18 protein-coding genes and 1 tRNA gene are annotated in these 21,393 nt (G+C 73.0%); 16 read left to right on the top strand and 3 right to left on the bottom strand.

Features of this window, described 5'->3' with window-relative positions:
- Positions 1 to 9: 9 nt before the first annotated feature.
- Positions 10 to 702: a LysE family translocator gene (locus CWOE_RS20205; RefSeq protein WP_012935498.1), complete on the top strand. Its 693-nt coding sequence runs from the start codon at positions 10 to 12 to the stop codon at positions 700 to 702.
- Here CWOE_RS20205 and CWOE_RS20200 read toward each other — a convergent pair.
- Positions 675 to 1,574, bottom strand: coding sequence for an SAM-dependent methyltransferase (locus CWOE_RS20200; RefSeq protein ID WP_012935497.1), 900 nt, complete (start codon positions 1,572 to 1,574; stop codon positions 675 to 677). The two genes, CWOE_RS20205 and CWOE_RS20200, sit on opposite strands and share 28 nt — an antisense overlap.
- A gap of 56 nt (positions 1,575 to 1,630) precedes the next feature.
- Between CWOE_RS20200 and CWOE_RS31140 the strand changes: the two genes are divergently transcribed.
- The 8 genes from CWOE_RS31140 (at position 1,631) to CWOE_RS20160 (ending at position 12,770) form a co-directional block, all read left to right on the top strand.
- Positions 1,631 to 2,263, top strand: a complete 633-nt coding sequence (locus CWOE_RS31140; RefSeq protein WP_012935496.1) for a peptidoglycan recognition protein family protein — start codon at positions 1,631 to 1,633, stop codon at positions 2,261 to 2,263.
- Positions 2,264 to 2,328: 65 nt separating this feature from the next.
- Positions 2,329 to 2,667 carry an MmcQ/YjbR family DNA-binding protein gene (locus CWOE_RS20190; protein ID WP_012935495.1) on the top strand — a complete coding sequence of 113 codons (339 nt, stop codon included), beginning with the start codon at positions 2,329 to 2,331 and terminating at the stop codon, positions 2,665 to 2,667.
- Positions 2,668 to 2,750: 83 nt separating this feature from the next.
- Positions 2,751 to 3,593, top strand: coding sequence for an SDR family NAD(P)-dependent oxidoreductase (locus tag CWOE_RS20185; protein ID WP_148261091.1), 843 nt, complete (start codon positions 2,751 to 2,753; stop codon positions 3,591 to 3,593).
- A 16-nt stretch (positions 3,594 to 3,609) separates the two neighbouring features.
- Positions 3,610 to 3,680: transfer RNA gene (locus CWOE_RS20180), tRNA-Gly, on the top strand.
- Positions 3,681 to 3,725: 45 nt separating this feature from the next.
- A complete protein-coding gene (locus tag CWOE_RS20175) occupies positions 3,726 to 4,025 on the top strand; it encodes a putative quinol monooxygenase (RefSeq protein WP_012935493.1) in 300 nt (99 codons plus the stop codon).
- A 39-nt stretch (positions 4,026 to 4,064) separates the two neighbouring features.
- A complete protein-coding gene (locus tag CWOE_RS20170) occupies positions 4,065 to 5,093 on the top strand; it encodes a 1-aminocyclopropane-1-carboxylate deaminase/D-cysteine desulfhydrase (protein ID WP_012935492.1) in 1,029 nt (342 codons plus the stop codon).
- A gap of 382 nt (positions 5,094 to 5,475) precedes the next feature.
- Positions 5,476 to 11,445, top strand: a complete 5,970-nt coding sequence (locus CWOE_RS20165) for a DUF11 domain-containing protein (RefSeq protein WP_012935490.1) — start codon at positions 5,476 to 5,478, stop codon at positions 11,443 to 11,445.
- Positions 11,446 to 11,552: 107 nt separating this feature from the next.
- Positions 11,553 to 12,770, top strand: coding sequence for a bifunctional 3,4-dihydroxy-2-butanone-4-phosphate synthase/GTP cyclohydrolase II (locus tag CWOE_RS20160; RefSeq protein ID WP_012935489.1), 1,218 nt, complete (start codon positions 11,553 to 11,555; stop codon positions 12,768 to 12,770).
- On the opposite strand, the gene CWOE_RS20155 is transcribed toward CWOE_RS20160, so the two are convergent.
- A complete protein-coding gene (locus CWOE_RS20155; protein ID WP_012935488.1) occupies positions 12,763 to 13,617 on the bottom strand; it encodes an NAD(P)H-binding protein in 855 nt (284 codons plus the stop codon). The genes CWOE_RS20160 and CWOE_RS20155 overlap by 8 nt on opposite strands.
- Positions 13,614 to 14,042 carry a nuclear transport factor 2 family protein gene (locus CWOE_RS31135; RefSeq protein WP_012935487.1) on the bottom strand — a complete coding sequence of 143 codons (429 nt, stop codon included), beginning with the start codon at positions 14,040 to 14,042 and terminating at the stop codon, positions 13,614 to 13,616. The genes CWOE_RS20155 and CWOE_RS31135 overlap by 4 nt, the downstream gene beginning before the upstream one ends.
- A gap of 102 nt (positions 14,043 to 14,144) precedes the next feature.
- On the opposite strand from CWOE_RS31135, the gene CWOE_RS20145 reads away from it, so the two are divergent.
- The 7 genes from CWOE_RS20145 (at position 14,145) to CWOE_RS20115 (ending at position 21,379) form a co-directional block, all read left to right on the top strand.
- Entirely contained in the window at positions 14,145 to 15,002 is an 858-nt protein-coding gene (locus tag CWOE_RS20145) for an NAD(P)H-binding protein (RefSeq protein WP_012935486.1), read from the top strand.
- Between the two features lie 133 nt (positions 15,003 to 15,135).
- Complete coding sequence (locus CWOE_RS20140; protein ID WP_049793342.1) at positions 15,136 to 16,686, top strand: sugar ABC transporter ATP-binding protein; 1,551 nt, start codon at positions 15,136 to 15,138, stop codon at positions 16,684 to 16,686.
- Positions 16,683 to 17,741: an ABC transporter permease gene (locus CWOE_RS20135; RefSeq protein WP_012935484.1), complete on the top strand. Its 1,059-nt coding sequence runs from the start codon at positions 16,683 to 16,685 to the stop codon at positions 17,739 to 17,741. The genes CWOE_RS20140 and CWOE_RS20135 overlap by 4 nt, the downstream gene beginning before the upstream one ends.
- Before the next feature lie 2 nt (positions 17,742 to 17,743).
- Positions 17,744 to 18,979, top strand: coding sequence for an ArgE/DapE family deacylase (locus CWOE_RS20130; RefSeq protein WP_041730724.1), 1,236 nt, complete (start codon positions 17,744 to 17,746; stop codon positions 18,977 to 18,979).
- Complete coding sequence (locus tag CWOE_RS20125; RefSeq protein WP_012935482.1) at positions 18,976 to 20,136, top strand: acyl-CoA dehydrogenase family protein; 1,161 nt, start codon at positions 18,976 to 18,978, stop codon at positions 20,134 to 20,136. Before CWOE_RS20130 ends, CWOE_RS20125 begins: the two co-directional genes overlap by 4 nt.
- Positions 20,133 to 20,900, top strand: a complete 768-nt coding sequence (locus tag CWOE_RS20120) for an SDR family oxidoreductase (RefSeq protein ID WP_012935481.1) — start codon at positions 20,133 to 20,135, stop codon at positions 20,898 to 20,900. Before CWOE_RS20125 ends, CWOE_RS20120 begins: the two co-directional genes overlap by 4 nt.
- Entirely contained in the window at positions 20,897 to 21,379 is a 483-nt protein-coding gene (locus CWOE_RS20115) for a MaoC family dehydratase (protein WP_012935480.1), read from the top strand. Before CWOE_RS20120 ends, CWOE_RS20115 begins: the two co-directional genes overlap by 4 nt.
- Positions 21,380 to 21,393 lie beyond the last annotated feature (14 nt).

Genomic DNA, 21,393 nt, shown 5'->3' with positions numbered 1-21,393 from the left:
GCTGGGCGCATGCCCGCCCCAGCCACGCTGCTGCTGTTCGCCGCCGTCGCGCTCGGCTTCGCGGCGCTGCCCGGGCCGAGCAACCTGTTCGTGCTGGCGCGCGGGATCGGCACCGGCGCGCGGCCCGCGCTCGCCGGCGCGGCCGGCTGCGCGACGGGCGCGTCGGTCTACGTCGTGATGACGGCGGTCGGGCTCTCGGCGCTGCTCGCCTCCTCGCAGACCGTCTTCGCGCTGCTGCACTACCTCGGCGCCGCCTACCTCGTGCTGCTCGGCGTACGTGCGTGGCGCGCAGCGCCCGAGGTGGAGGTCGGCGACGCCGGCGGTCGCGCGGTCGCGCCGCGCGGCCCGCACCGCCTCTGGCGCTCCTACCGCCAGGGCGTCGTCGTCGAGCTGTCGAACCCGAAGGTTGCGCTCTTCTTCCTCGCGCTGTTCCCGCAGTTCATCCACCAGGGTCGCGGGCCGGCGTGGCTGCAGATCATCGTGCTCGGCGCGATCTTCGTCGCGATCGGCTTCCTCTCCGACGCCGTCTACGCGGTCGGCTCCGGCGCGCTCGGCCGCTGGCTGCGGCGGCGCCCGTCGCTGCTGCGCCGCCAGCCGCAGGTCAGCGGCGCGCTCTACGTTGGACTCGGCGCGTGGGTCGCGGCGTCGGGCACCGGCCACGGCGCCGAGGCCGCTCAGACCTTCTCGAACACCAGCCGGTAGTGGTCGAGCAGCTCGCGCTCGAAGCAGACGCTGTTGGCGCTGACGCCTGAGGTGAACGCGAGCCGGAAGTCAGAGCTGGTCAGCCAGCGCGGCAGCAGCTGCAGCTTCATCAGCGTCTTGCGCGCCGTCCGCTCGCCGAACCGCTGCCGCCACTGCTTGATCGTCTCGATGTAGTCGAGCCGGCCGCTGCTGCTCTCGACGAGGCGGAAGTGGGGCGCGGCGGTGCGCACCACCTGCTCCTCGCCGAACGGCAGGAACGAGCCCGGGAACTGGTGCTGCATCAGCGCCACGTACCAGGCGTCGGAGTCGCGCGGCGCGTCGATCGAGACCTCTTCCAGCGGGATCATGTTGCGCCCGAACACCATCGTCTGGAGGTAGAGCCGGCCGCCCGGCGGGAGCATCGTGGCGATGTTGGCGAAGAGGCCGGCGTAGACCTCGTCCTGACGGCCGGCGTCGTGCTCCTCGCGCGAGCAGAAGTGCTCGAACGCGCCGAGGCTCGCGATCGCGTCGAACGGGCCGAACGTCTCTGACGTCACCTGTCGCGCGTCCTGGATGTGGACGTCGAGGCCGTGTCTGCGGCACGCGGCCGCCTGCGCGGAGGAGAGCGTCACGCCGACGCCGGTGGCGCCGCGGCGGCGCACGTCGGCCAGCAGCGGACCCCAGCCGCAGCCGAGGTCGAGCATCCGCCGGCCGGGCTCGATCCCGATCTGCTCCGCGACGTAGTCGTGCTTGCGCCGCTGCGCCTGCTCGAGCGTCAGCGAGAAGTCGCCGTCGTACTTGGCGCCGCTGAAGTCGGCCAGCTCGCCCAGGCTGAGCCGGAAGATGCGGTCGATCAGCGAGTAGGTGAACTCCAGGTCGGCCTGGTCCGCCATGCGGGCACCGTACCTTGGCGCGTGGACGGCGGCGCCGGCTGAGGCAGAATGGCGCGATGCTCGCACCGCTCCTCGCGCTGATCCCGGCGCTCGCCGCGCCCGCCCCGCAGGCCGTCGAGCCGCCCGCGATCACGCGCCGCTTCATCCCGCTGACCGCGCAGCGCCGCGCCGACACGGCCGCGTACGCCAAGCGCCACTACGGGCGCGCGACGAGCGAGATCGCCAGACCGCTGACGATCGTCGAGCACTACACCGTCAACGACTCGGTCGACGCGACCTGGAGGACGTTCGCGCCGAACGTCGCGGACCCCGAGCTGCACGAGCTGCCCGGCACCTGCGCGCAGTTCGCGATCGCGCGCAACGGCCGGATCGTCCAGTTCACGCCCGTGACGTTCCTCTGCCGCCACACGGTCGGGCTCAACTGGGCGGCGATCGGGATCGAGCACGTCGGCTACAGCGAGCGCGAGATCCTCTCCAATCCGGCCCAGCTGCGGGCGTCGCTGCGGCTGACGCGCTGGCTGCGCTGCCGCTACGAGATCCCGGTCCGCGACGTGATCGGCCACGCCGAGAGCCTCTCGTCGCCCTACCACCGCGAGCGCGTCCCGGCGCTGCGGACGCAGACGCACGGCGACTGGCAGCCGTGGGCGATGCGGCGCTATCGCGCGCTCGTCAGAGAAGCCGGCTGCTGAGCGCCGGCGTGACCGCTTCGCATCCGTCCAAGACGCGCTCCGCCGGCGGCGGGAGGATGTCGGTCATGGTGAGAGAAGAGGACGTCCGCGCGGTCGCGCTGTCGCTGCCGGAGACGGCGGAGAAGTCGCACATGGGCCACGCCGACTTCCGCGTGCGGGACAGAGTCTTCGCCGGCTTCCCGAACCCGGGCGAGCTGTCGCTGCGACTCGACGCGGCCGAGCAGGCGGCGGTCGTCGCGACCGCCCCGCAGTCGTTCCGGCCGGCGGCCGGCGCGTGGGGGCGGCAGGGCTGGACGATCGTCACGCTCGCGACCGCCGAGCAGCAGGAGCTGCGCGAGCTGGTGATCGAGGCGTGGCGCGGGCGCGCGCCGAAGCGGCTCGTCACCGCCTACGACGCCGGCTGACCGCTGACTCAGCTCCTCGCGGCAGCTGCTGTACGCGCAGTGAGCGGCTCGCCGTGCGCGAGCGGCGGGCTACGATCCGCGCCGTGAGCGCTTCGGAGATCTTCGCCCCCGGCCTGCTCGACGGGCAGGCCGCGCTCGTCACCGGTGGCGGCACCGGGCTCGGCCGCGCGGCGGCGCGCGAGCTGATCGCGTGCGGCGCCCAGGTCGTGCTCGCCGGGCGGCGCGAGGAGGTGCTCGCAGCGACGGCGGCGAGACTCGGGGAGGCGGCGTCGATCGTCACCGGCGACATCCGCGAGCAGGAGGACGCGGAGCGGATCGTCGCGACCGTGCTGGAGCGGCACGGCCGCCTCGACCTGCTCGTCAACAACGCCGGCGGGCAGTACTTCACGCCGGCCGAGGCGATCGCGACGAAGGGCTGGCAGGCGGTCATGCGGCTCAACGTCGGCGGCACGACGCGGATGGCGGAGCTGGCCGTCGAGCGGGCGATGCGGCCGGCGGGGCGGGGGACGATCGTCAACGTCACGCTCTCGCCGCACCACGGGCTCGCCGGGATGACGCACTCCAGCGCCGCGCGCGCGGCGGTCGAGTCGCTGACGCGCGCGTGGGCGCAGCGCTGGGCGGCCGACGGGATCGCCGTCGTCGCGGTCGCCGCCGGCCACTTCCAGACCGACGCGCTCGACAAGTACCCCGAGCCGGTCCGCGCGAGCGTCGCGCGGACGGTCCCGCTCCAGCGGCTCGGCCAGCCGCCCGAGCACGCCTGGCTGATCGCGCTGCTCGCCTCCGAGCTGGGCGCCGCGTTCAGTGGCTCGGTCGTGACGCTCGACGGCGCGCGCGACAACTGGTTCGGCCCGTGGCCGCCGCCGACGCTCGCCGACGAGGCCGGCGAGGTGCCGACCGAGCAGCGCAGACCCGCCGCGACGAGGTAGGATCGTCGGCGCACCCGCGGGCGAAGTGTTGTGGTTGCACAGGAGCCTTCCAAGCTCTTAGGGCGGGTTCGATTCCCGTCGCCCGCTCTCGGGCAGCCTCTGCGGTACACCGCCGCCGAGAGGAGCCCCCCGATGGTGACCGTAGGTCTGTGGGTCCGGCTGGAGGCCAAGCCGGGCCGGGAGGACGACGTCGCGCAGTTCCTGCGTCAGGCTCAGGACCTCGTCGACGCGGAGGCGAAGACGACCGCCTGGTTCGCGATCAAGCTCGGCCCGGCGACGTTCGGCATCTTCGACGTGTTCGACGGGGAGGACGGGCGCGACGAGCACCTCAGAGGCCGTGTCGCGGCGGCGCTGGGCGAGCGGGCGACCGACCTGTTCGCCGAGGCGCCGGGGATCGAGAAGCTCGACGTGCTCGCGAGCAAGCTGCCGTAGCTGCGCCGGCCGCGGCGGGCGGCGCGTACAGTCCGCGCCGTGAGCGCGCTTCACGAGCGGTTCCCGCCGTTGCGCGAGACGCTGCCGCACGTCCCGCTCGGCAGCCGCCCGACGCCGGTGCGGCCGCTGCCGCAGCTGGCGGACGGCGGCGCGCCTGTGTGGGTCAAGGACGAGGGGCGCTTCGGCGACGGCGGCTGGGGCGGCAACAAGGTGCGCAAGCTCGAATGGCTGATCCCCGACGCCGAGCGGCGTGGCCGCCGGACGATCCTGACGTTCGGCGGGCTGGGGACGAACTGGGGGCTCGCGGCCGCCCTGTACGCGCGCGACCGCGGGCTCGCGACGGCGCTCGCGCTCGTCGACCAGCCGCTCGACGACCACGTCCGCGCCCAGCTGGCGCGCCTGCACAGCTCCGGCGCGACGCTCCACTTCACTCGCACGAAGGCGCGGACGGTCGCGCGCGTGCCGCTGCTGCTGGCGCGGCACGCCGACGGCGCCCGGCTCCCGTACGTGCTCCCGGCCGGCGGGTCCTCGCCGGTCGGCACGCTCGGGTACGTCGAGGTCGCGCTGGAGCTGGCCGCGCAGGTCCGCGACGGCGCGCTGCCGGCGCCGTCGCACGTCGTGACGGCCGTCGGCACCGGCGGCACGGCCGCGGGGCTGCTGCTCGGCCTGCGGATCGCCGGGCTGCCGACGCGCGTCGTCGGCGTCGTCGTCAACGACAGACTGCGGCTCGACGCGCGCACGATCGCCGGGCTCGCGCGGCGGACCGCGCGGCTGCTGCGCCGACGCGGCGCGGCGCTGCCGCGGTTCCCGTTCGCGGAGGACGACGTGCTGCTCGTGCGCGACTGGCTCGGGCGCTCGTACGGTCACGCGACGCCCGAGGGCGAGCGCGCCCAGGCGCTGGCGGCGTCGCGCGCCGGCCTCGCGCTCGAACCGGTGTACACGGCGAAGGCGATGGCCGCGCTGCTGGCGCTGAACGCAGCCGACCGCTTCGGGGCAGGCCCGCTGCTGTTCCTCCACACCGACGGGCCGCGCACCATCGCACTTGACGAAGGTTCGACAGCACTCTAGCTTTCCGTATTCGCCGGAAGGCAGGGGTGCTTGTCCGGTGTCATAGCCAACTCTGTCCGGGAGGGACGAGTGGTGGAGAGCGCGAGACGTAGTGCGCGCACACGCGTCCTGCTGGGCGCGGTCGGCAACATGGTCATGAATCGCAGAGATGTGCGGCTCACCTCCTGCAAGGGGAGCCCCGGCGGCTGGACCGCCGGGGGACGCGCGACGGGTGCCGGTGACCGGCCCTGCGCGCACGAGGTGACCGTCTACTTCACGGACAGCAGAGCGACGGTGCTCGGCACCGGGAGGACTGCTGCCTCAACTGCGATTCATGGAGCCGACGAGCTGCGGTGCGTGCTCGTCGGCGTGGCATGACGCCAGACACGAACGGACGACACTCATGAGCCTGCCCCGAAGCGCCGCGCGTCGCGCGGCACGCCCGCTGGCGACCGCCCGGCGCGCGCTGCTCGCCGCCGCGGCGCTGACCGCGACGATGACGATCCTCGCGCTGCTGGCGCCGGCCGCACAGGCCGTGCCGTTCGACTGCACGGGCGCGACGATCTACTCGGCCATGCGCGGCGCGACCAACTCGACGGCGTCCAACGGCACGATCTTCGCGCTCGACGAGAGCACCGTGGGCGGCGCGCAGGTCACCAGCACCCTGGTCACGACGATCCCGTCCGGCGGCTTCGCGAACGGGATCGGGATCACCAGAGGCGGCACCGCGCTCTACGCCGTCGACCAGGCCGCGACGGGGTCGGCGGTCATCCGCGCGTATGACGCGATCGCGGAGACGTGGACGAGCTACACCGGTTCCGCCGGGACGGAGAGCTTCGTCGCCGGAGCGATCAACCCCGCCAACGGGCTCTACTACTACGCCGCCTATGCGGCCGGCACGGCGACGACGGCCGGCACCGCGACCGTCTACGCGTTCGACACGACCACGAACACGCCGGTCACGGGCAAGATCGCGACGATCAACCTGCCGATCGTCGGCGCCGGCGGCCCCAACGGCGACATCGCGTTCGACGCGCTCGGCAACCTCTACCTGCTGGAGTCGGTCGGGACGACGGTCGCGATCAGCCGCGTCAACGCCGCGTCGCTGCCGACGACCGGCTCGCCGACGGGCGCGACGGTGACGAGCACCAGAGTCGCGGGCTTCACCAGCAGCGGGCCGCTCTACAACGGGATCTCGTTCGACAACGCGGGCAACCTGTACGTCCTCAACGCCGGACCGAACCAGCTGACGAGAATCAACCCGAACACCGGCGTCGCGCTCGCCGGGCCGACCAGCCTCGACGCCGCCGCGCAGGCGTTCGCGAACGTCGACCTCGCCGCCTGCGCGACCAACCCGACGCTGTCGCTGCGCAAGGAGATCCTCGGCCGCTACGCCCCCGCTGACCAGTTCGGCCTGTCGATATCCGGCGGCGGATTGACCTCGGGCAACGTCGCGACGACGAGCGGCGGCGCGAGAGGGATCCAGACGGCGGTCGCGGGTCCGATCATCGCGCAGTCGGGCACCACCTACACGCTGACGGAGTCGGCGGCCAGAGGCGCGAGACTGGCCAACTACAGAACGACGTACGACTGCGTCGACACGGCCAACGGCAATGCGCCGGTCTCCTCCGGCAGCGGCGCGTCGTTCACCGTGCCGTTCCCGGCGCCGGTCATCGGCAGAGCCAGCTCGAACATCCTCTGCACGTTCCTCAACTCCCCGCTCGCGCCGTCGCTCACGCTCGACAAGTCCGCCGACAGAAGAAGACTGATCGTCGGCGACACGGTCACGTACTCGTTCCTCGTCACCAACACCGGCGACGTGACGCTCGCGCCGGTCACCGTGACCGACACCTCCTTCAGCGGCTCCGGCACGCCGCCGGCGATCTCGTGCCCGCCGGCCGCCGCCTCGCTCGCGCCGAGCGCGTCGGTCACGTGCACGGCGACGTACGTCGTCACGCAGGCCGACGTCGACACCGGCGTGGTCGCGAACACCGCGGTCGCGACGGGCGACTCGCCCGCGGGCGATCCGATCAGATCGCCGCCGTCCTCGACCTCGGTCCCGCAGGCGCCCGAACCGGCGCTCGACCTCGCCAAGAGCGCGTCCCCCGCGACGATCAGCGCGGCAGGCGACACGGTCACGTACAGATTCCTCGTCACCAACGTCGGCAACGTGACGCTGGCGCCGGTGACGGTGAGAGAGACGGCGTTCTCGGGCAGCGGCACCGCGCCGGTGGTGAGATGCCCGGCGGGCGCGGCGTCGCTTGCGCCCGGCGCGCAGGTGACGTGCACGGCGACGTACACCGCGACGCAGGCCGACGTCAACAGAGGCCAGATCGACAACACCGCGGTCGCGACGGGCACGCCGCCGGTCGGTCCGCCGGTCGACTCGCCGCCGTCGAGAGCGACGGTCACCGCGTCGGCGACGCCGTCGCTGACGGTCGTGAAGTCCAACGACAGCGGCACGTCGTTCGTGCTCGGGCAGGTGATCACATACAGATACGTGGTGACGAACACGGGCAACGTCACGTTGGCGCCCGTGACCGTGAGAGAGACGGCGTTCACCGGATCCGGAACCCCGTCGGCGATCAGCTGCCCGCCGGCGGCGGCGTCGCTGGCACCCGGTGCGCAGGTCACGTGCAGCTCGACCTACACCGTGACGCAGACCGACGTCAACAGAGGCCAGATCGACAACACCGCGGTCGCGACTGGCACGCCGCCGACCGGTCCACCGGTCGACTCGCCGCCGTCCAGATCGACGTCGCCGAGCACGCCGGCGCCTGCGTTGACGATCGCCAAGAGCGCGTCGCCCGCGACCTTCAGAGCCGCCGGCGACACGATCACGTACAGATTCGTCGTGACGAACACCGGGAACGTGACGCTGGCGCCGGTGACCGTGAGAGAGACGGCGTTCACCGGCACCGGCACCGCGCCGGTGGTGAGATGCCCGGCGGGCGCGGCGTCGCTCGACCCCGGCGGGCAGGTGACGTGCACGGCGACGTACACCGTGACCCAAGCTGACGCCGACAGAGGCGAGATCGACAACACCGCGGTCGCGACGGGCACGCCGCCGACCGGTCCGCCGGTCGACTCGCCGCCGTCGAGAGCGACGGTCAACGGTCCGGCGTCGCCGTCGCTGACGGTCGTCAAGTCCGTCAGCCCGCCGTCGTTGAGCGGGGCGGGCCAGGAGCTGACCTACTCGTTCGTCGTCACCAACACCGGCAACGTGACGCTTGCTCCCGTGACCGTGAGAGAGACCGCGTTCACCGGATCGGGGCCGTCGCCGACGATCTCCTGCCCACCGGGCGCGGCGTCCCTGGCGCCGGGCGCGCAGGTGATCTGCACCGCCAGATACACGGTCACGCAGGACGACTTCGACAGAGACAGCCTGGAGAACACGGCCGTCGCGACGGGCGTCCCGCCGAGAGGCCCCCCGGTCGACTCGCCGCCGTCCGACGCCTCGGTCCCGTTCACGCCCGAACCGAGACTCGACATCGTCAAGACGGCGAACCCCACCGCGGTCAGCGCGGCGGGCGACCTCGTCTCGTACAGCTTCCTCGTCACCAACACGGGCAACGTGACGGTCGGCTCGGTCGCGGTCACGGACACGTTCACGGCGCCCTCGACCGGCACGCTCGGCCCGATCAGCTGCCCGCAGACGAGACTGATTCCGGGGCAGTCGACGACGTGCACGGCGCCGGCGTACGCGGCGACGCAGGCCGACATCGACAACGGCATCATCCGCAACTCGGCGTTCGCCACCGGTGAGGACCCGGGCGGCGACCCGGTTGTCTCCGGCAGATCGCCCGCGACCGTCGAGGTCCTCGCGCAGCCGGGCATCACGATCGTCAAGTCCGCGAACGTCAGAAGCTTCGCGAGACCCGGGACGTTGGTCACGTTCAGCTTCGAGGTGAGAAACACCGGCAACGTGACGCTCGACCCCGTCGTCGTGAGCGACCCGCTGCCCGGCCTCTCGCCGATCTCGTGCCCGCAGACGAGACTCGCGCCGGCGGCATCCCAGACGTGCACCGCCACCTACACGACGACCGGCGCCGACGTCAACGCGGGTGAGATCGACAACACCGGCACCGTCACCGGCCAGCCGCCGACGCCGTTCGGCGGAACCCCGCCGCCGCCCGTCACCGACAGATCGAGCACGACGGTGCCCGCGGACCAGGCGCCGGCGCTGAGCATCGTCAAGACGGCGACGCCGACGTCGGTCACCGCCGCGGGTGACGCGATCGCATACAGATTCCTCGTCACCAACACCGGCAACGTGACGCTCACGGGCGTGGCGGTGAGAGACACGTTCACGCCGCCTGCGACCGGCCCCGGCGGGCCGATCACCTGCCTCGTGACGACGCTCGACCCCGGCGACTCGACGACGTGCACCGCGCCGCCGTATCTCGCGAGCCAGGCGGACGCCGACAACGGCAGGATCGACAACACGGCGATCGCGACCGGCACGCCACCGAGAGGTCAGCTCGTCGACTCGCCGCCGTCGGCGGCCGTCGTCACGATCGCGCCTGACCCGGGGATCTCGCTCGTGAAGTCCGCGAGCGTCACCGAGTACAAGGTCGCCGGGACGGTCGTGACGTACAGCTACGCGGTGAGAAACACCGGCAACGTGACGCTCGATCCGGTCGTCGTGACCGACCCGATGCCCGGTCTGTCGGCGCTCTCCTGCCCGCAGACGAGACTCGCCCCGGGCGCCTCCGAGGTCTGCACGGCGAGATACACGACGACCGCGGCCGACGTCCTCGCCGGCGCGCTCGACAACACCGGCACCGCGACGGGCTCGCCGCCGTCGACCCAGTCCAACCCGAACCCGCCGCCGGTGAGAGCGACCTCGAGCGTCTCGGTGCCGGCGCGGCCCGAGGCCGACCTGTCGATCGTCAAGACGGCCTCGCCCGGCGTCGCGACGCCGGGGCGGAGCCTGACGTACACGCTCACGGTCAGAAACGACGGGCCGTCCGACGCGATCGCGGTCGTCGTCTCCGATCCGCTGCCCGCCGGGCTCACGTTCGTCTCCGCGAGCGCGGGCTGCAGCGCCGCCGGCCAGGACGTCACGTGCACGCGCGCGTCGCTGGCCGCGGGTGAGACGGCCACGTTCACCGTCACCGCGAACGTCGCCGGCGACGTCGCCCACGCGATCGACAACACCGCGACGGTCAGAAGCGACACGCCGGATCCCGACCCGACGGACAACAGATCCAGAGTCGAGGTGCCGGTCAGAGGGGAGACCGACCTCTCGATCGTCAAGACGCCGTCGACGACGACGCCCGGCCCGAGTGGGCAGGTGATCTACACGCTCGTGGTCAGGAACGCCGGCCCGAGCGCCGCGACCGGCGTGAAGGTCTCCGACCCGATGCCGGCGGGCCTGACCGTGCAGAGCGCGACGCCGAGCCAGGGCAGCTGCTCGATCGCGGGCCGCACCGTGTCGTGCGACCTCGGCGGGATCGCCGCCGGCGGCGGCGTGCAGGTGCTGGTGGCGGCGAACGTCGCGGCCGGCGCGAGCGGGGCGATCGTCAACACCGCGACCGTCACCGGCGACCAGGACGACCCGAGACCCGGCGACAACAGAAGCAGCACGACGGTGACGCCCGGGCAGACGCCGGCCCCGGCCGCCGACCTCGTGGTGACGAAGACGACGAGCGCGAGAGAGGTCGTCGTCGGCAGACGCCTGACGTACGAGATCGTCGTCAGAAACGTCTCCGCGCATCCGGCGTTCGCGGTCGCGCTGACCGACACGTTCGGGCTTCCCGCGCGGATCGTCTCGGTCCGTGCGACCCAGGGCAGCTGCCTCCCACGGGCGCCGCTGACGTGTGCGCTCGGCACGATCGCGGCGGGCAGATCGGTCATGGTCACCGTCGTCGCGTACCCGCGCGCCACGGGCAGACTGCGCAACGCCGCGAGCGCGACGTCCCGCGCGCAGGACCCGACGCCGCGCAACAACGTCGCGGGCGTCTCGCGCAGCGTCGGCAGACCGCGGCTGCGGATCGCCAAGACGGCGGACGTCCGCGTCGTGCGGGCCGGTGACACCGTCGAGTACGCGATACGCGTCAGCAACCCGTCCGCGGTCACGCTCCGCAACGTGCGCGTCTGCGACACGCTCCCGCCCGGGCTCGTGCGCGAGGACGCGACGCCGGGCGCCACGCTGCGGAGAGGCGCCTACTGCTGGAGCGTGAGATCGCTGCCAGCCGGCGAGTCGCGGACGTTCTCGATGAGGGCTGGAGCGATCCGCGGCGCGCGCGGCAGCAAGGTCAACACCGCGACGGCGACCGCGCCCGGCGCGCGTGGCGACCGCGCGCAGCGCACCGTCCGCGTCGTCGCGGGCGCGGTCGCGCCCGCGACGGGAGGAGGCGTGACCGGCTGAATCGCGCCGACGCGCCGGGGACGCGGCCTGTGTGGGCCGCATCTCCGGCGACGCGGCGAACTTACCGAGCGCTTGCTTAGAAGTCGACGATATGCCACAGTCTCGTCATGACAGCCACCATCGAGAGCGCGATCGCCGCGATCGCGGCCGGCGAGGTCGTCGTCGTGGTCGACAGCGAGGACCGTGAGGACGAGGGCGATCTGATCGTCGCCGCGGAGGCCGCGACGCCCGAGCGGATGGCGTTCTTCCTCCAGCACACCTCCGGCGTCATCTGCGCGGCGCTGTTCGGCGAGCGGCTCGACGCGCTCGACCTGCCGCTGATGGTGCAGGACAACCAGGACGCGCACGGCACCGCCTTCACCGTCACCGTCGACCTGGCGGACGGCATCAGCACCGGCATCTCCGCCGGCGACCGGTCGCGGACGCTGCGCGCGCTTGCGGACCCCGGGGCGCGCGCCGGCGACTTCGTGCGCCCCGGCCACATCTTCCCGCTGCGCGCGCGGCCTGGCGGCGTGCTCGAACGCCCGGGTCACACCGAGGCGGCGGTCGATCTCGCCCGACTGGCGGGGCTGAGCCCGGCCGGCGTGCTGTCGGAGGTCGTCACGCCCGAGAAGCGCTCGATGGCGCGCCGCCCCGAGCTGGAGCGGCTGGCGGCGGTCCACGGCCTGCCGCTCGTCACGATCGCCGACCTCGTCGCGTACCGGACCGCGCACGAGCCGCTCGTGCGCGAGACCGGCCGTGCCCGCGTGCCGACCGCCCACGGCGTCTTCACGTGCCACACGTGGGAGTCCGCGATCGACGGGATCGAGCACCTCGCGTTCGTGCACGGCGACGTGCGCGGCGGCGAGCCGGCCCTCGTCCGCATCCACAGCGAGTGCGTCACCGGCGACGTCTTCGGCTCGACGCGCTGCGACTGCGGCACCCAGCTGCAGGACGCGATGGCCGAGGTCGTGCGCGCCGGCGCCGGCGTGGTCGTCTACCTGCGCGGCCACGAGGGCCGCGGGATCGGGCTGGCGCACAAGCTCGCGGCGTACAACCTCCAGGACGAGGGTCACGACACGGTTGACGCGAACCTGCGCCTCGGCCTGCCCGTCGACGACCGCGAGTACGGCGTCGGCGCGCAGATCCTCGCCGCGCTCGGCGTCCGGCGGCTGCGGTTGCTGACGAACAACCCCGCCAAGTGCCGCGGCCTTGACGGCCACGGGCTGGAGATCGTCGAGCGGGTCGGCCTGCCGCCGCGCGCGACCCCCGAGAACCTCGCCTACCTCGACGCCAAGCGGCGGCGGCTCGGGCACCTGCTGGCCGACGTCGAGCTCGTCAGGTGATGCGCCGCCAGCTGTCCGCATGCTCGGCGATGAACGCGTCGAGCGAACGGGGCGGTCTGCCCGTGACACGCTCGACGTCGGCGGACAGCCTGCCGTAGCGCCCGTCGCGCACGCGCTCGGATGCGCCGCGCAGGTACGCGACGAACCAGCCCTCCAGGCCGGCGGCCTCGAAGCTGGCGACCGCGTCCTCGAGCGGCGGGTCGGTGTGGCGGACGGGGTGGCCGACGGCCGCGGCCAGCCGCCGCGCGACCTCCGCGAACGTGACCGCCTCGGGACCGGTCAGCGCGTACGCGCGCCCGGCGTGCCCGTCCTCCAGCAGCGCCTCGACGACGACGGCGGCGATGTCGCGCACGTCGACGAAGCCGTTGACGCCGTCGCCGGTCGGGAACGCGATCTCGCCCGCGTCGCGGATGCTCTCCAACAGGTAGCGCTCGTCCGTCAGCAGCTGGTAGAACGACGCCGGGCGCACGATCGTCCAGTGCGCGGCCGTCTGCGCCGCGTGCTCGACGCCGGCGACCCAGTCGCTCGCGGGCAGCGTCTCGGCCGCGATCTCCGACAGCAGCACGACGCGGGCGTCGCCGGCCCGCGCGATCAGCTGCTCGATCCGCGGCTCGGCGTCCTCGATCTCCGGGCGCACGAGGTAGATCGCGTCGAACCCGCCGGCCAGCGCGCCGTCCCAGGTCGCCGGCTGCTGCCAGTCGAAGCCGACCGGCTCGACTCCCGGCTGTTCGATCCCGCGTGGGTCGCGCGCGGTGCCGCGCACGGTCACGCCGTCGCGGCCGGCCAGCTGGGCGGCGACCTCGCGGCCGGTCTGGCCGCGGACGCCGATCACGAGCACCCTCGTCATGTCGTCGCTCCTCTCGCGGTCGTCTGCTCGTAGGCGCGCCGGAGCGCACCGAGCAGCAGCGAGAGGTCGTCGAAGCGCAGGAAGTGCGCGATGCGGGTGATCTTGCCGGCGTCCATCGTCAGCACCCAGAGCCACTCGCCGCGCGTCTGGGCGCCGGTCGCCTTCTCGGTGATCAGCTCCTCGCCCAGCATGATCACGTGGTCGCCGTTGTCGAAGTACTCGACCGGGCGCTCGAACGGCCAGAAGTCGATCGTCTCGGCGGCGTGGTCGAAGTAGTCGATCACCGCCTGCCGGCCGTGCACCGGCCCAGCCGGGCTCTCGTAGCGGACGTCGTCGACGAGCAGGTCCCAGACCGGCCCGAAGTCGGCGGACTCCCCGCGTTCGTACGGCTCGTGGACTGCTCTCAGCAGCGCGACGTCGTCCATCGTTCCTCCTCGGTTTCGAGGCCGAGTGTACGTCAGCCGCGCTAGATTGCAAAGCGAGCGCTCACTCAGCTTGTGGGAGCGCGCGACCAAGGAGCGATTGCGATGACGACGGTGCTTGCGACGGGCGTGCGGGGCAACACGGGCAGACCGCTGGCGGCGCTGCTGAGGGACGAGCGGGGCGTGATGCTGCGCGGGGGCAGCAGCGTGCCCGAGCGGGTCGAGCTGCCGGGCGTCGAGGTCGTCCGCTTCAGCTGGGACGACCCGTCGAGCTGGGCGCCGGCGGCCGCGGGCGCCGACTCGATCTACATCCAGCGCCCCGAGCGGCGGGACGCGCCGGAGCTGGTCGGCGCGCTGCTGGACGAGATCGGCGACGTCGAGCGGGTGCTTCTGCTGTCGGACAACATCCACGGCGACGACGTCCCGGCCGGCAGCTGGGAGGGGCGCGTCGAGCGTGCGGTCACCTCGCGTGGCGAGAACTGGACGCTGCTGCGCCCGACGTGGTTTCAGCAGAGCCTCGCCGAGCCGCGCTACCTGGTCGGCGCGATCCGTGACGACGGCGTGCTGGAGATCCCGACGGCGGGCGCGAGCATCGCCTGGGTCGACACGCGCGACATCGCCGAGGTCGCGCTCGCGGCGCTGCTGGAGGACGGTCACAGAGGCAGGGCCTACACGCTGACCGGCCCGCGCGCGGTCACCGTCGCCGAGCTCGCGCGGCTGATCGGCGACGCCGCCGGGCACGAGGTCAGACACGTCGACTCGCCGCTGCGGGAGGCGGTCGACGCGTTCGCCAGGGTCGAGGGCGTCGACCCCTGGTACGTCGAGTACATCGCTTCGGTCTGGAGACTGGTCAGCAACGGCAGCGCCGGCGTCGTCAGCGGGGACAGCGAGCGGATCACCGGCCACCCGGCGCGACCGCTGGAGGCGCTGGTCGCCGAGAGCGCGGCCGTCTGGCGCCGCTGAGCGCCCGGCGCGGCGGCGGCAGCAGCCGCTCGCCGCTTCGGGCACTTGACGGATCGATCTCCGCGGGCTACGTTCTCTATAAGTGAGCGCTTGCTTTGCTGTAGAGCGCGCTCGGAGATTCCCGTAGGGTGAGGTGAGAGTGCTGAGAGCTCAAAGGGCGGCACGTCCGACGGCTGTCAGGATCGATGGCATCGTCAAGTCGTTCGGCGGCGCGTGCGCCGCCGACGGCATCTCGTTCGAGATCGAGCGCGGGACGATCCACGCGCTCCTGGGCGGCAACGGCTCGGGCAAGTCGACGACGATCAAGATCCTCGCCGGCGTGTACCAGGCCGACGCCGGCGCGATCGAGGTCGCCGGCGTTCGCCACGACGCGCGCACGTTCAGCCCGCGGCAGGCGTGGGACGCCGGCCTGCGCTTCGTCCACCAGCAGCAGACGACGTTCGCGGACCTCACGATCGCCGAGAACCTCGCGATCGGACACCGCTTCGAGACGTCGGCCGGCGGTCGCGTGCGCTGGCGCGCGCAGCACCGGCGCGCGCAGCAGGTGCTCGACCAGTTCGGCATCGACGCCGACCCGCGCGACGAGCTCGCCCACTGCGGGATCGCGACCCAGACGATGGTCGCGATCGCCCGTGCGCTGCAGGGCGTCGAGCAGGGCGACGAGCGCGTGCTGGTGCTCGACGAGCCGACCGCGCCGCTGCCGCCCGGCGAGGTCAGACTGCTGCTCGCCGCGCTGAGACGCTTCTCGCGCGACGGTCAGACGATCCTCTACGTCACGCACCGGCTCGGCGAGGTCGTCGAGATCGCCGACCAGGCGACCGTCCTGCGCGACGGCAGCGTCGTGGGCCGGCTCGACGAGGGCGAGATCGACCACGACCGGCTCGTCGAGCTGATCATGGGCAAGCGCGTGCAGGCGGTGCTGTCTCAGCACACCCGCGCGCGGCGCGGCGACGTTCTGCTCGAGTGCGACGACGTCGTCGGCGGGCCCGTGCGGGGGGCGAGCCTGTCGGTCTCGGCCGGCGAGGTCGTCGCGGTCGCGGGCCTGCTGGGCTCGGGCCGCTCGAGCCTGCTGCGGCTGGTCGCGGGCGACCTGCGGCGCGAGGCGGGCGCCATCCGCCTCGCCGGCCAGCCGGTCGACTTCTCCGGCCCGCGTCACGCGACCGACGCTGGCGTCGCCTACTCGCCCGAGGATCGGCTGGCCTCCGCCGCCTTCCTCGACCTGTCCGTGCGCGACAACATCGGCATCGCGTCGGTCGGCGACTACTTCCGCCGCGGCATCCTCAACCACCGCGCCGAGCGACGCGACGCGCGCAGGCTGCTGAGCGAGTTCTGGGTCAAGGCCGCTTCGACCGAGGTGCCGCTCTCGACGATGTCGGGCGGCAACCAGCAGAAGGCGCTGCTCGTGCGCTGGCTGCGGCTGCACCCGCGGCTGCTGCTGCTCGACGAGCCGACGCAGGGCGTCGACGTCGGCGCGCGGGCCGAGATCTGGCAGCTCGTCCGCAACGCGGTCGACGCGGGCGCCGCGGCGCTGGTCGTGTTGTCGGACTTCGAGGAGCTGGTCGAGGTGTGTGATCGCGTGGTCGTCCTGAGCGCCGGCCGCACCGTCGCCGAGCTCGATTGCGACGGCCTCAGCGATGGCGTGCTGGAGCACGCCGTGCTGAGCGCAGAAAGGGCTGCAGCATGACGACCGAACCGCAGGCGCTCGAGCTGATCGAGCGCCAGCGCCCCACCGGCGGCGACGAAGGCGGGACGAGGGATGCCGGACATCTCCGCGTCCGCCGGCGGCGCCCGCTCGAGTACGTCGAGGCCGGCGCGCTGCTGGGCCTCCTCGTGCTCGTCGGGCTCTTCTTCAGCGTCTTCCCGGAGACGTCGGAGACCTTCCTCACGAGCGCCAACCTGCAGGTCCTGATCGCCGGCCAGGCGGTCGTGGCCGTGGTCGCGCTCGCGATCCTGATCCCGTTGACCGCGAACGAGTGGGACCTGTCGGTCGGCGCGACCGCCGGCCTCGCCGCGGTGATGTCGGCGTCGGCGATGTCGGGCAGCGGGCTGCTGGTCGGCATCCTCGTCGGCGTCGGCGTGGGCGTGCTCGTCGGCGCCGTCAACGCGATCATCGTCACCCGCTTCAACGTCAACGCGGTGATCGGCACCCTCGGCATGGCGACGATCGTCGGCGGCGTCATCAACCAGAAGACGTCTGGACTGCCGGTCGTCAGCGACATCCCGGTGACGCTGACCGACCTCGGCTCGGGCACCTGGCTGGGGATCCCGCGGATCGGCGTCGTCGTGCTGCTCGTCGCGCTGGCGACCCACTACATGCTCGAGTACACGCCGTTCGGCCGCTTCCTCTACGCGCTCGGCGCCAACCGCGCGGCGGCGCGCCTCGTCGGCCTGCGCACGCGCCTCATACTCGGCGCCTCGTTCGCGATCGCGGGCGGGCTGGCCGCGGTCGGCGGCATCCTCGCGGTCGCCCGCGCCGGCGGCGCCGACCCGAGCGTCGGCGAGCAGCTGCTGCTGCCGGCGTTCGCGGCTGCGTTCCTGAGCGCGGCGTCGATCAAGCCCGGCCGCTACAACGTCGGCGGCGTGCTCGTCGCCGTGTACTTCCTCGCGGTCCTCAACAACGGCCTCAACCTCGCGGGCGTCAAACCGTACGTGAACCTCTACGTCAACGGCGGGGCGCTGATCGTCGGCGTCGGGCTGGCGGGCTACCTCGGGCGCAAGCGCCGCGGAGAGAAGGCATGAGCATGACCGAGCTGACCCAGGTCCGCGCGGCGGTCGAGGCACGCTTCGAGGCGTCCGTCGCCCTGCTCCGCGAGCTCGTCCAGGTGCCGAGCGTGCTCGGCGACGAGGAGGGGGCGCAGGTCGTCGTCGAGCGGCGTCTGCGCGAGCTCGGCTTCGCTGTCCGCTCCGTCGAGCCCGACGCGGCGCGGCTGGCGGAGATCCCCGCGAGCGGGATCCCGCTGCTGCCGTACGCCGGGCGCCGTTGCCTGATCGGCGAGCTGCCGGGCGCGGGCGAGGGCGTGATCGCGCTCAACGGCCACGTCGACGTCGTCAGCCCCGAGCCGGTCGAGCTGTGGAGCACGCCGCCCTACGGCGCCGTCGAGCGCGACGGGCGCCTCTACGGCCGCGGCGCCGTCGACATGAAGGGCGGGATCGCGGCGATGCTGCTGGCGATCGAGGCCGCGCGCTCGCTCGGCCCGCTGCCCGCGACGGTCGTGTACCAGAGCGTGATCGAGGAGGAGATCACCGGCAACGGCGCGATCGCCGCGCAGCTTGCCGGCCCGCGCGCAGACGTCGCGCTGATCGCCGAGCCCTCGGGCGGCAACGTCACGCTCGCCGGCGTCGGGGTGATCACCGCCCGCATCACGCTGACGGGCGAGTCGGGCCACGCGCTCTCGTCCGACCTGCGGCGCAACCCGATCGACGAGGCGTACCACGTGATCGGCGCGCTGCGCGAGCTGGAGCGCGAGCTGAACGCGAGCCCCGACGCGACGTTCGCCGACGTCGAGCACCCGTACCTGCTCAACGTCGGCGCGCTGCACAGCGGCGACTGGCCCTCGACGTCGCCCGGCAAGGCGGAGCTCGACGTGCGCCTCGGGTTCCCGGTCGGGCTGGCGCCGGCAGAGGCGCAGGCGCGCCTGGCCGCGACCGTGCGTGCCGCGTCGCCGAACGCGCGGGTCGAGTTCCGCGGCCAGCGCGCCGAGGGCTACGCGTTCGACGCCGGGACGCCGTTCGTGCGCCTGCTGCGCAGCTGCCACGAGGAGCTTCACGGCGTCCCCGCGATCGTCGACACGGCGCGGGCGACGACCGACCTGCGCTTCTTCAGAGACACGTTCCCGACGGCGGGAGCGGCCTGCTACGGCCCGACGGGCGCGAGGCTGCACGGCGCTGACGAGTACGTCGAGCTGGCGTCGATCAAGGACGTCGCGACGGTGATGGCGCTCGTGCTGCGGCGCTGGCGACCGGAGGTGGGGGAGTGAGACGCGACGTCTTCGAGGACGAGCACCGCTGGTTCCGCGAGTCGGTCGCGGGCTGGATCGGACACGAGCTGATGCCGGTCCGCGAGCAGATCCGCGAGCAGCGCACGATCCCGCGCGAGCTGTGGCTGTCGGCCGGGCGCCAGGGCTTCCTCGGCCTCGGCGTCGCCGAGCGCCACGACGGCAGCGGGATCGAGGACTTCCGCTTCAACGCCGTCTTCGGCGAGGAGCTGGCGCGCGCCGGCATGGCCTACGCCTCGTGCTTCACGATCCACACCGACGTCGTCGCGCCGTACCTGATCGAGCTGGCGACCGAGGAGCAGCAGGAGCGCTGGCTGCCGCGCTTCTGCAGCGGCGAGCTGGTGACCGCGATCGGCCTGACCGAGCCCGACGCGGGCTCGGACCTCGCCGCCCTGCGCACGTCGGCCGCCCGCGACGGCGACGGCTGGGTGATCAACGGCTCCAAGACGTTCATCACCAACGGCCTCAGCGCCGACCTCGTCGTCGTCGCGGCGCGCACGTCGAGCGGCGAGCGCGGCAAGGGGATCACGCTGTTCGCCGTCGAGCACGGCACGCCGGGCTTCTCGCGCGGCGCCAAGCTCGACAAGATCGGCCAGGTCGAGGCGGACACGGGCGAGCTGTTCTTCGAGGACGCGCGCGTGCCCGCCGAGAACGTGATCGGCGAGGTCGACATGGGCTTTCGCCTGATGATGGAGCGGCTTCCGCAAGAGCGCCTCAGCGCCGCCTGCTCCAACCTCGCGCACGCCCGCGAGGCGCTGGACCAGACGCTGCGCTACGTCGACGAGCGGCGCGCGTTCGGGCGCCGGATCGGCTCCTTCCAGCACATCCGCTTCGGGATCGCGGAGCTGGTGACCGAGCTCGACGTGACCCAGGCCTACGTCGACCGCTGCCTCGCCGCGCACGCCGCCGGCGAGTTCACCGCGATCGACGCGGCGAAGGTCAAGTGGTGGTCGGCAGAGGTCCAGAACCGCGTGCTCGACGCCTGCGTCCAGTACCACGGCGGCTACGGCTACATGCGCGAGTACGACGTCGCGCGCGCCTGGACCGACGCGCGCGTGACGAAGATCTGGGCGGGATCGAACGAGATCATGAAGGAGATCATCGGCCGCTCGCTCGGCCTCGGGGAGGATCGGCGATGAGCCACAGCAGTGACATGTCCGGCCGCGCGGCGATCGTGACGGGTGCCAGCCGCGGCATCGGACAGGCGATCGCGGCGGCGCTGCTGGCGCGCGGCGCGAGCGTCTGCATCACCGCCCGCAAGCCCGGCGGGCTGGCGGAGGCGGCGGCGGCGCTCGACGCCGGCGAGCGGCTGCTGACGGTCGCCGGCAACAGCCGCGACCCCGGCCACCGCGCCGAGGCGATCGAGACGACGATGGCGCGCTTCGGCCGCCTCGACGTGCTCGTCAACAACACCGGCGTCAATCCGGCCTACGACACGCTCGTGGAGACCGACCTCGACGCGTTCGCGGCGCTGCTGGACGTCAACGTCGTCGGCGCGCTCGGCTGGGTCCAGCAGGCGCACGCCGCGTGGATGGGCGAGCACGGCGGCGCCGTCGTCAACGTCGCCTCGGCGGCCGGCCTGCGACCGGCCCGCATGATCGGCGCCTACGGTGCGAGCAAGGCCGCGATCGTGCACATGACGGCGCAGCTGGCGGCGGAGCTGGGCCCGCGCGTGCGCGTCAACGCGGTCGCCCCGGCGGTCGTCAGGACGCGCATGGCCGGCCCGCTCTACGAGGGCCGCGAGCAGGAGGTCGCGGCGGCCTACCCGCTGCGCCGGCTGGGCGAGCCCGCGGACATCGCGAGCGCGGTCGCCTTCCTCGCCTCCGACGAGGCGAGCTGGGTCACCGGCGAGACGCTCGTCGTCGACGGCGGGCTGATGACCTCGGGCGGGGTGGACGGATGAGCGCCGGCCGCGCGCCCGCGTGCACCGTCGTGGACGACCTCGGCGAGCTGCGCGACTACGTCGGCGCGGCGCTCGGGACGACCGCATGGCACCGGCTCGACCAGACGTCGATCGACACGTTCGCCCGCGTCACCGACGACGAGCAGTGGATCCACGTCGACCCCGCGCGCGCCGCCGACGGGCCGTTCGGCACGACGATCGCGCACGGCTTCCTGACGCTGTCGCTGTGCGCCGGCTTCGTCGGCCAGGTGCTGGAGGTGCGCAACGTCGGCATGCTCGTCAACTACGGGCTCGACCGCGTGCGCTTCCCGTCGCCGGTCCCCGCGGGCTCCGACGTGCGCGGCCACGCCGAGCTGCTGTCGCTCGACGCGGCGGCGGGCGGCCTGCAGGCCGTCATCCGCATGACGATAGAGGTCAGGGATGCGGCCAAGCCCGCCTGCGTGGCCGACACCGTCGTGCGCCTGCTGCCGAGAACCTGACACCGAGAAGCAAG

This window comes from Conexibacter woesei DSM 14684, from assembly GCF_000025265.1.
Classification (GTDB): Bacteria; Actinomycetota; Thermoleophilia; order Solirubrobacterales; family Solirubrobacteraceae; genus Conexibacter; species Conexibacter woesei.
Note: the sequence above shows the minus strand (reverse complement) of the source record. Positions and strands in the feature narration are given on the sequence as shown.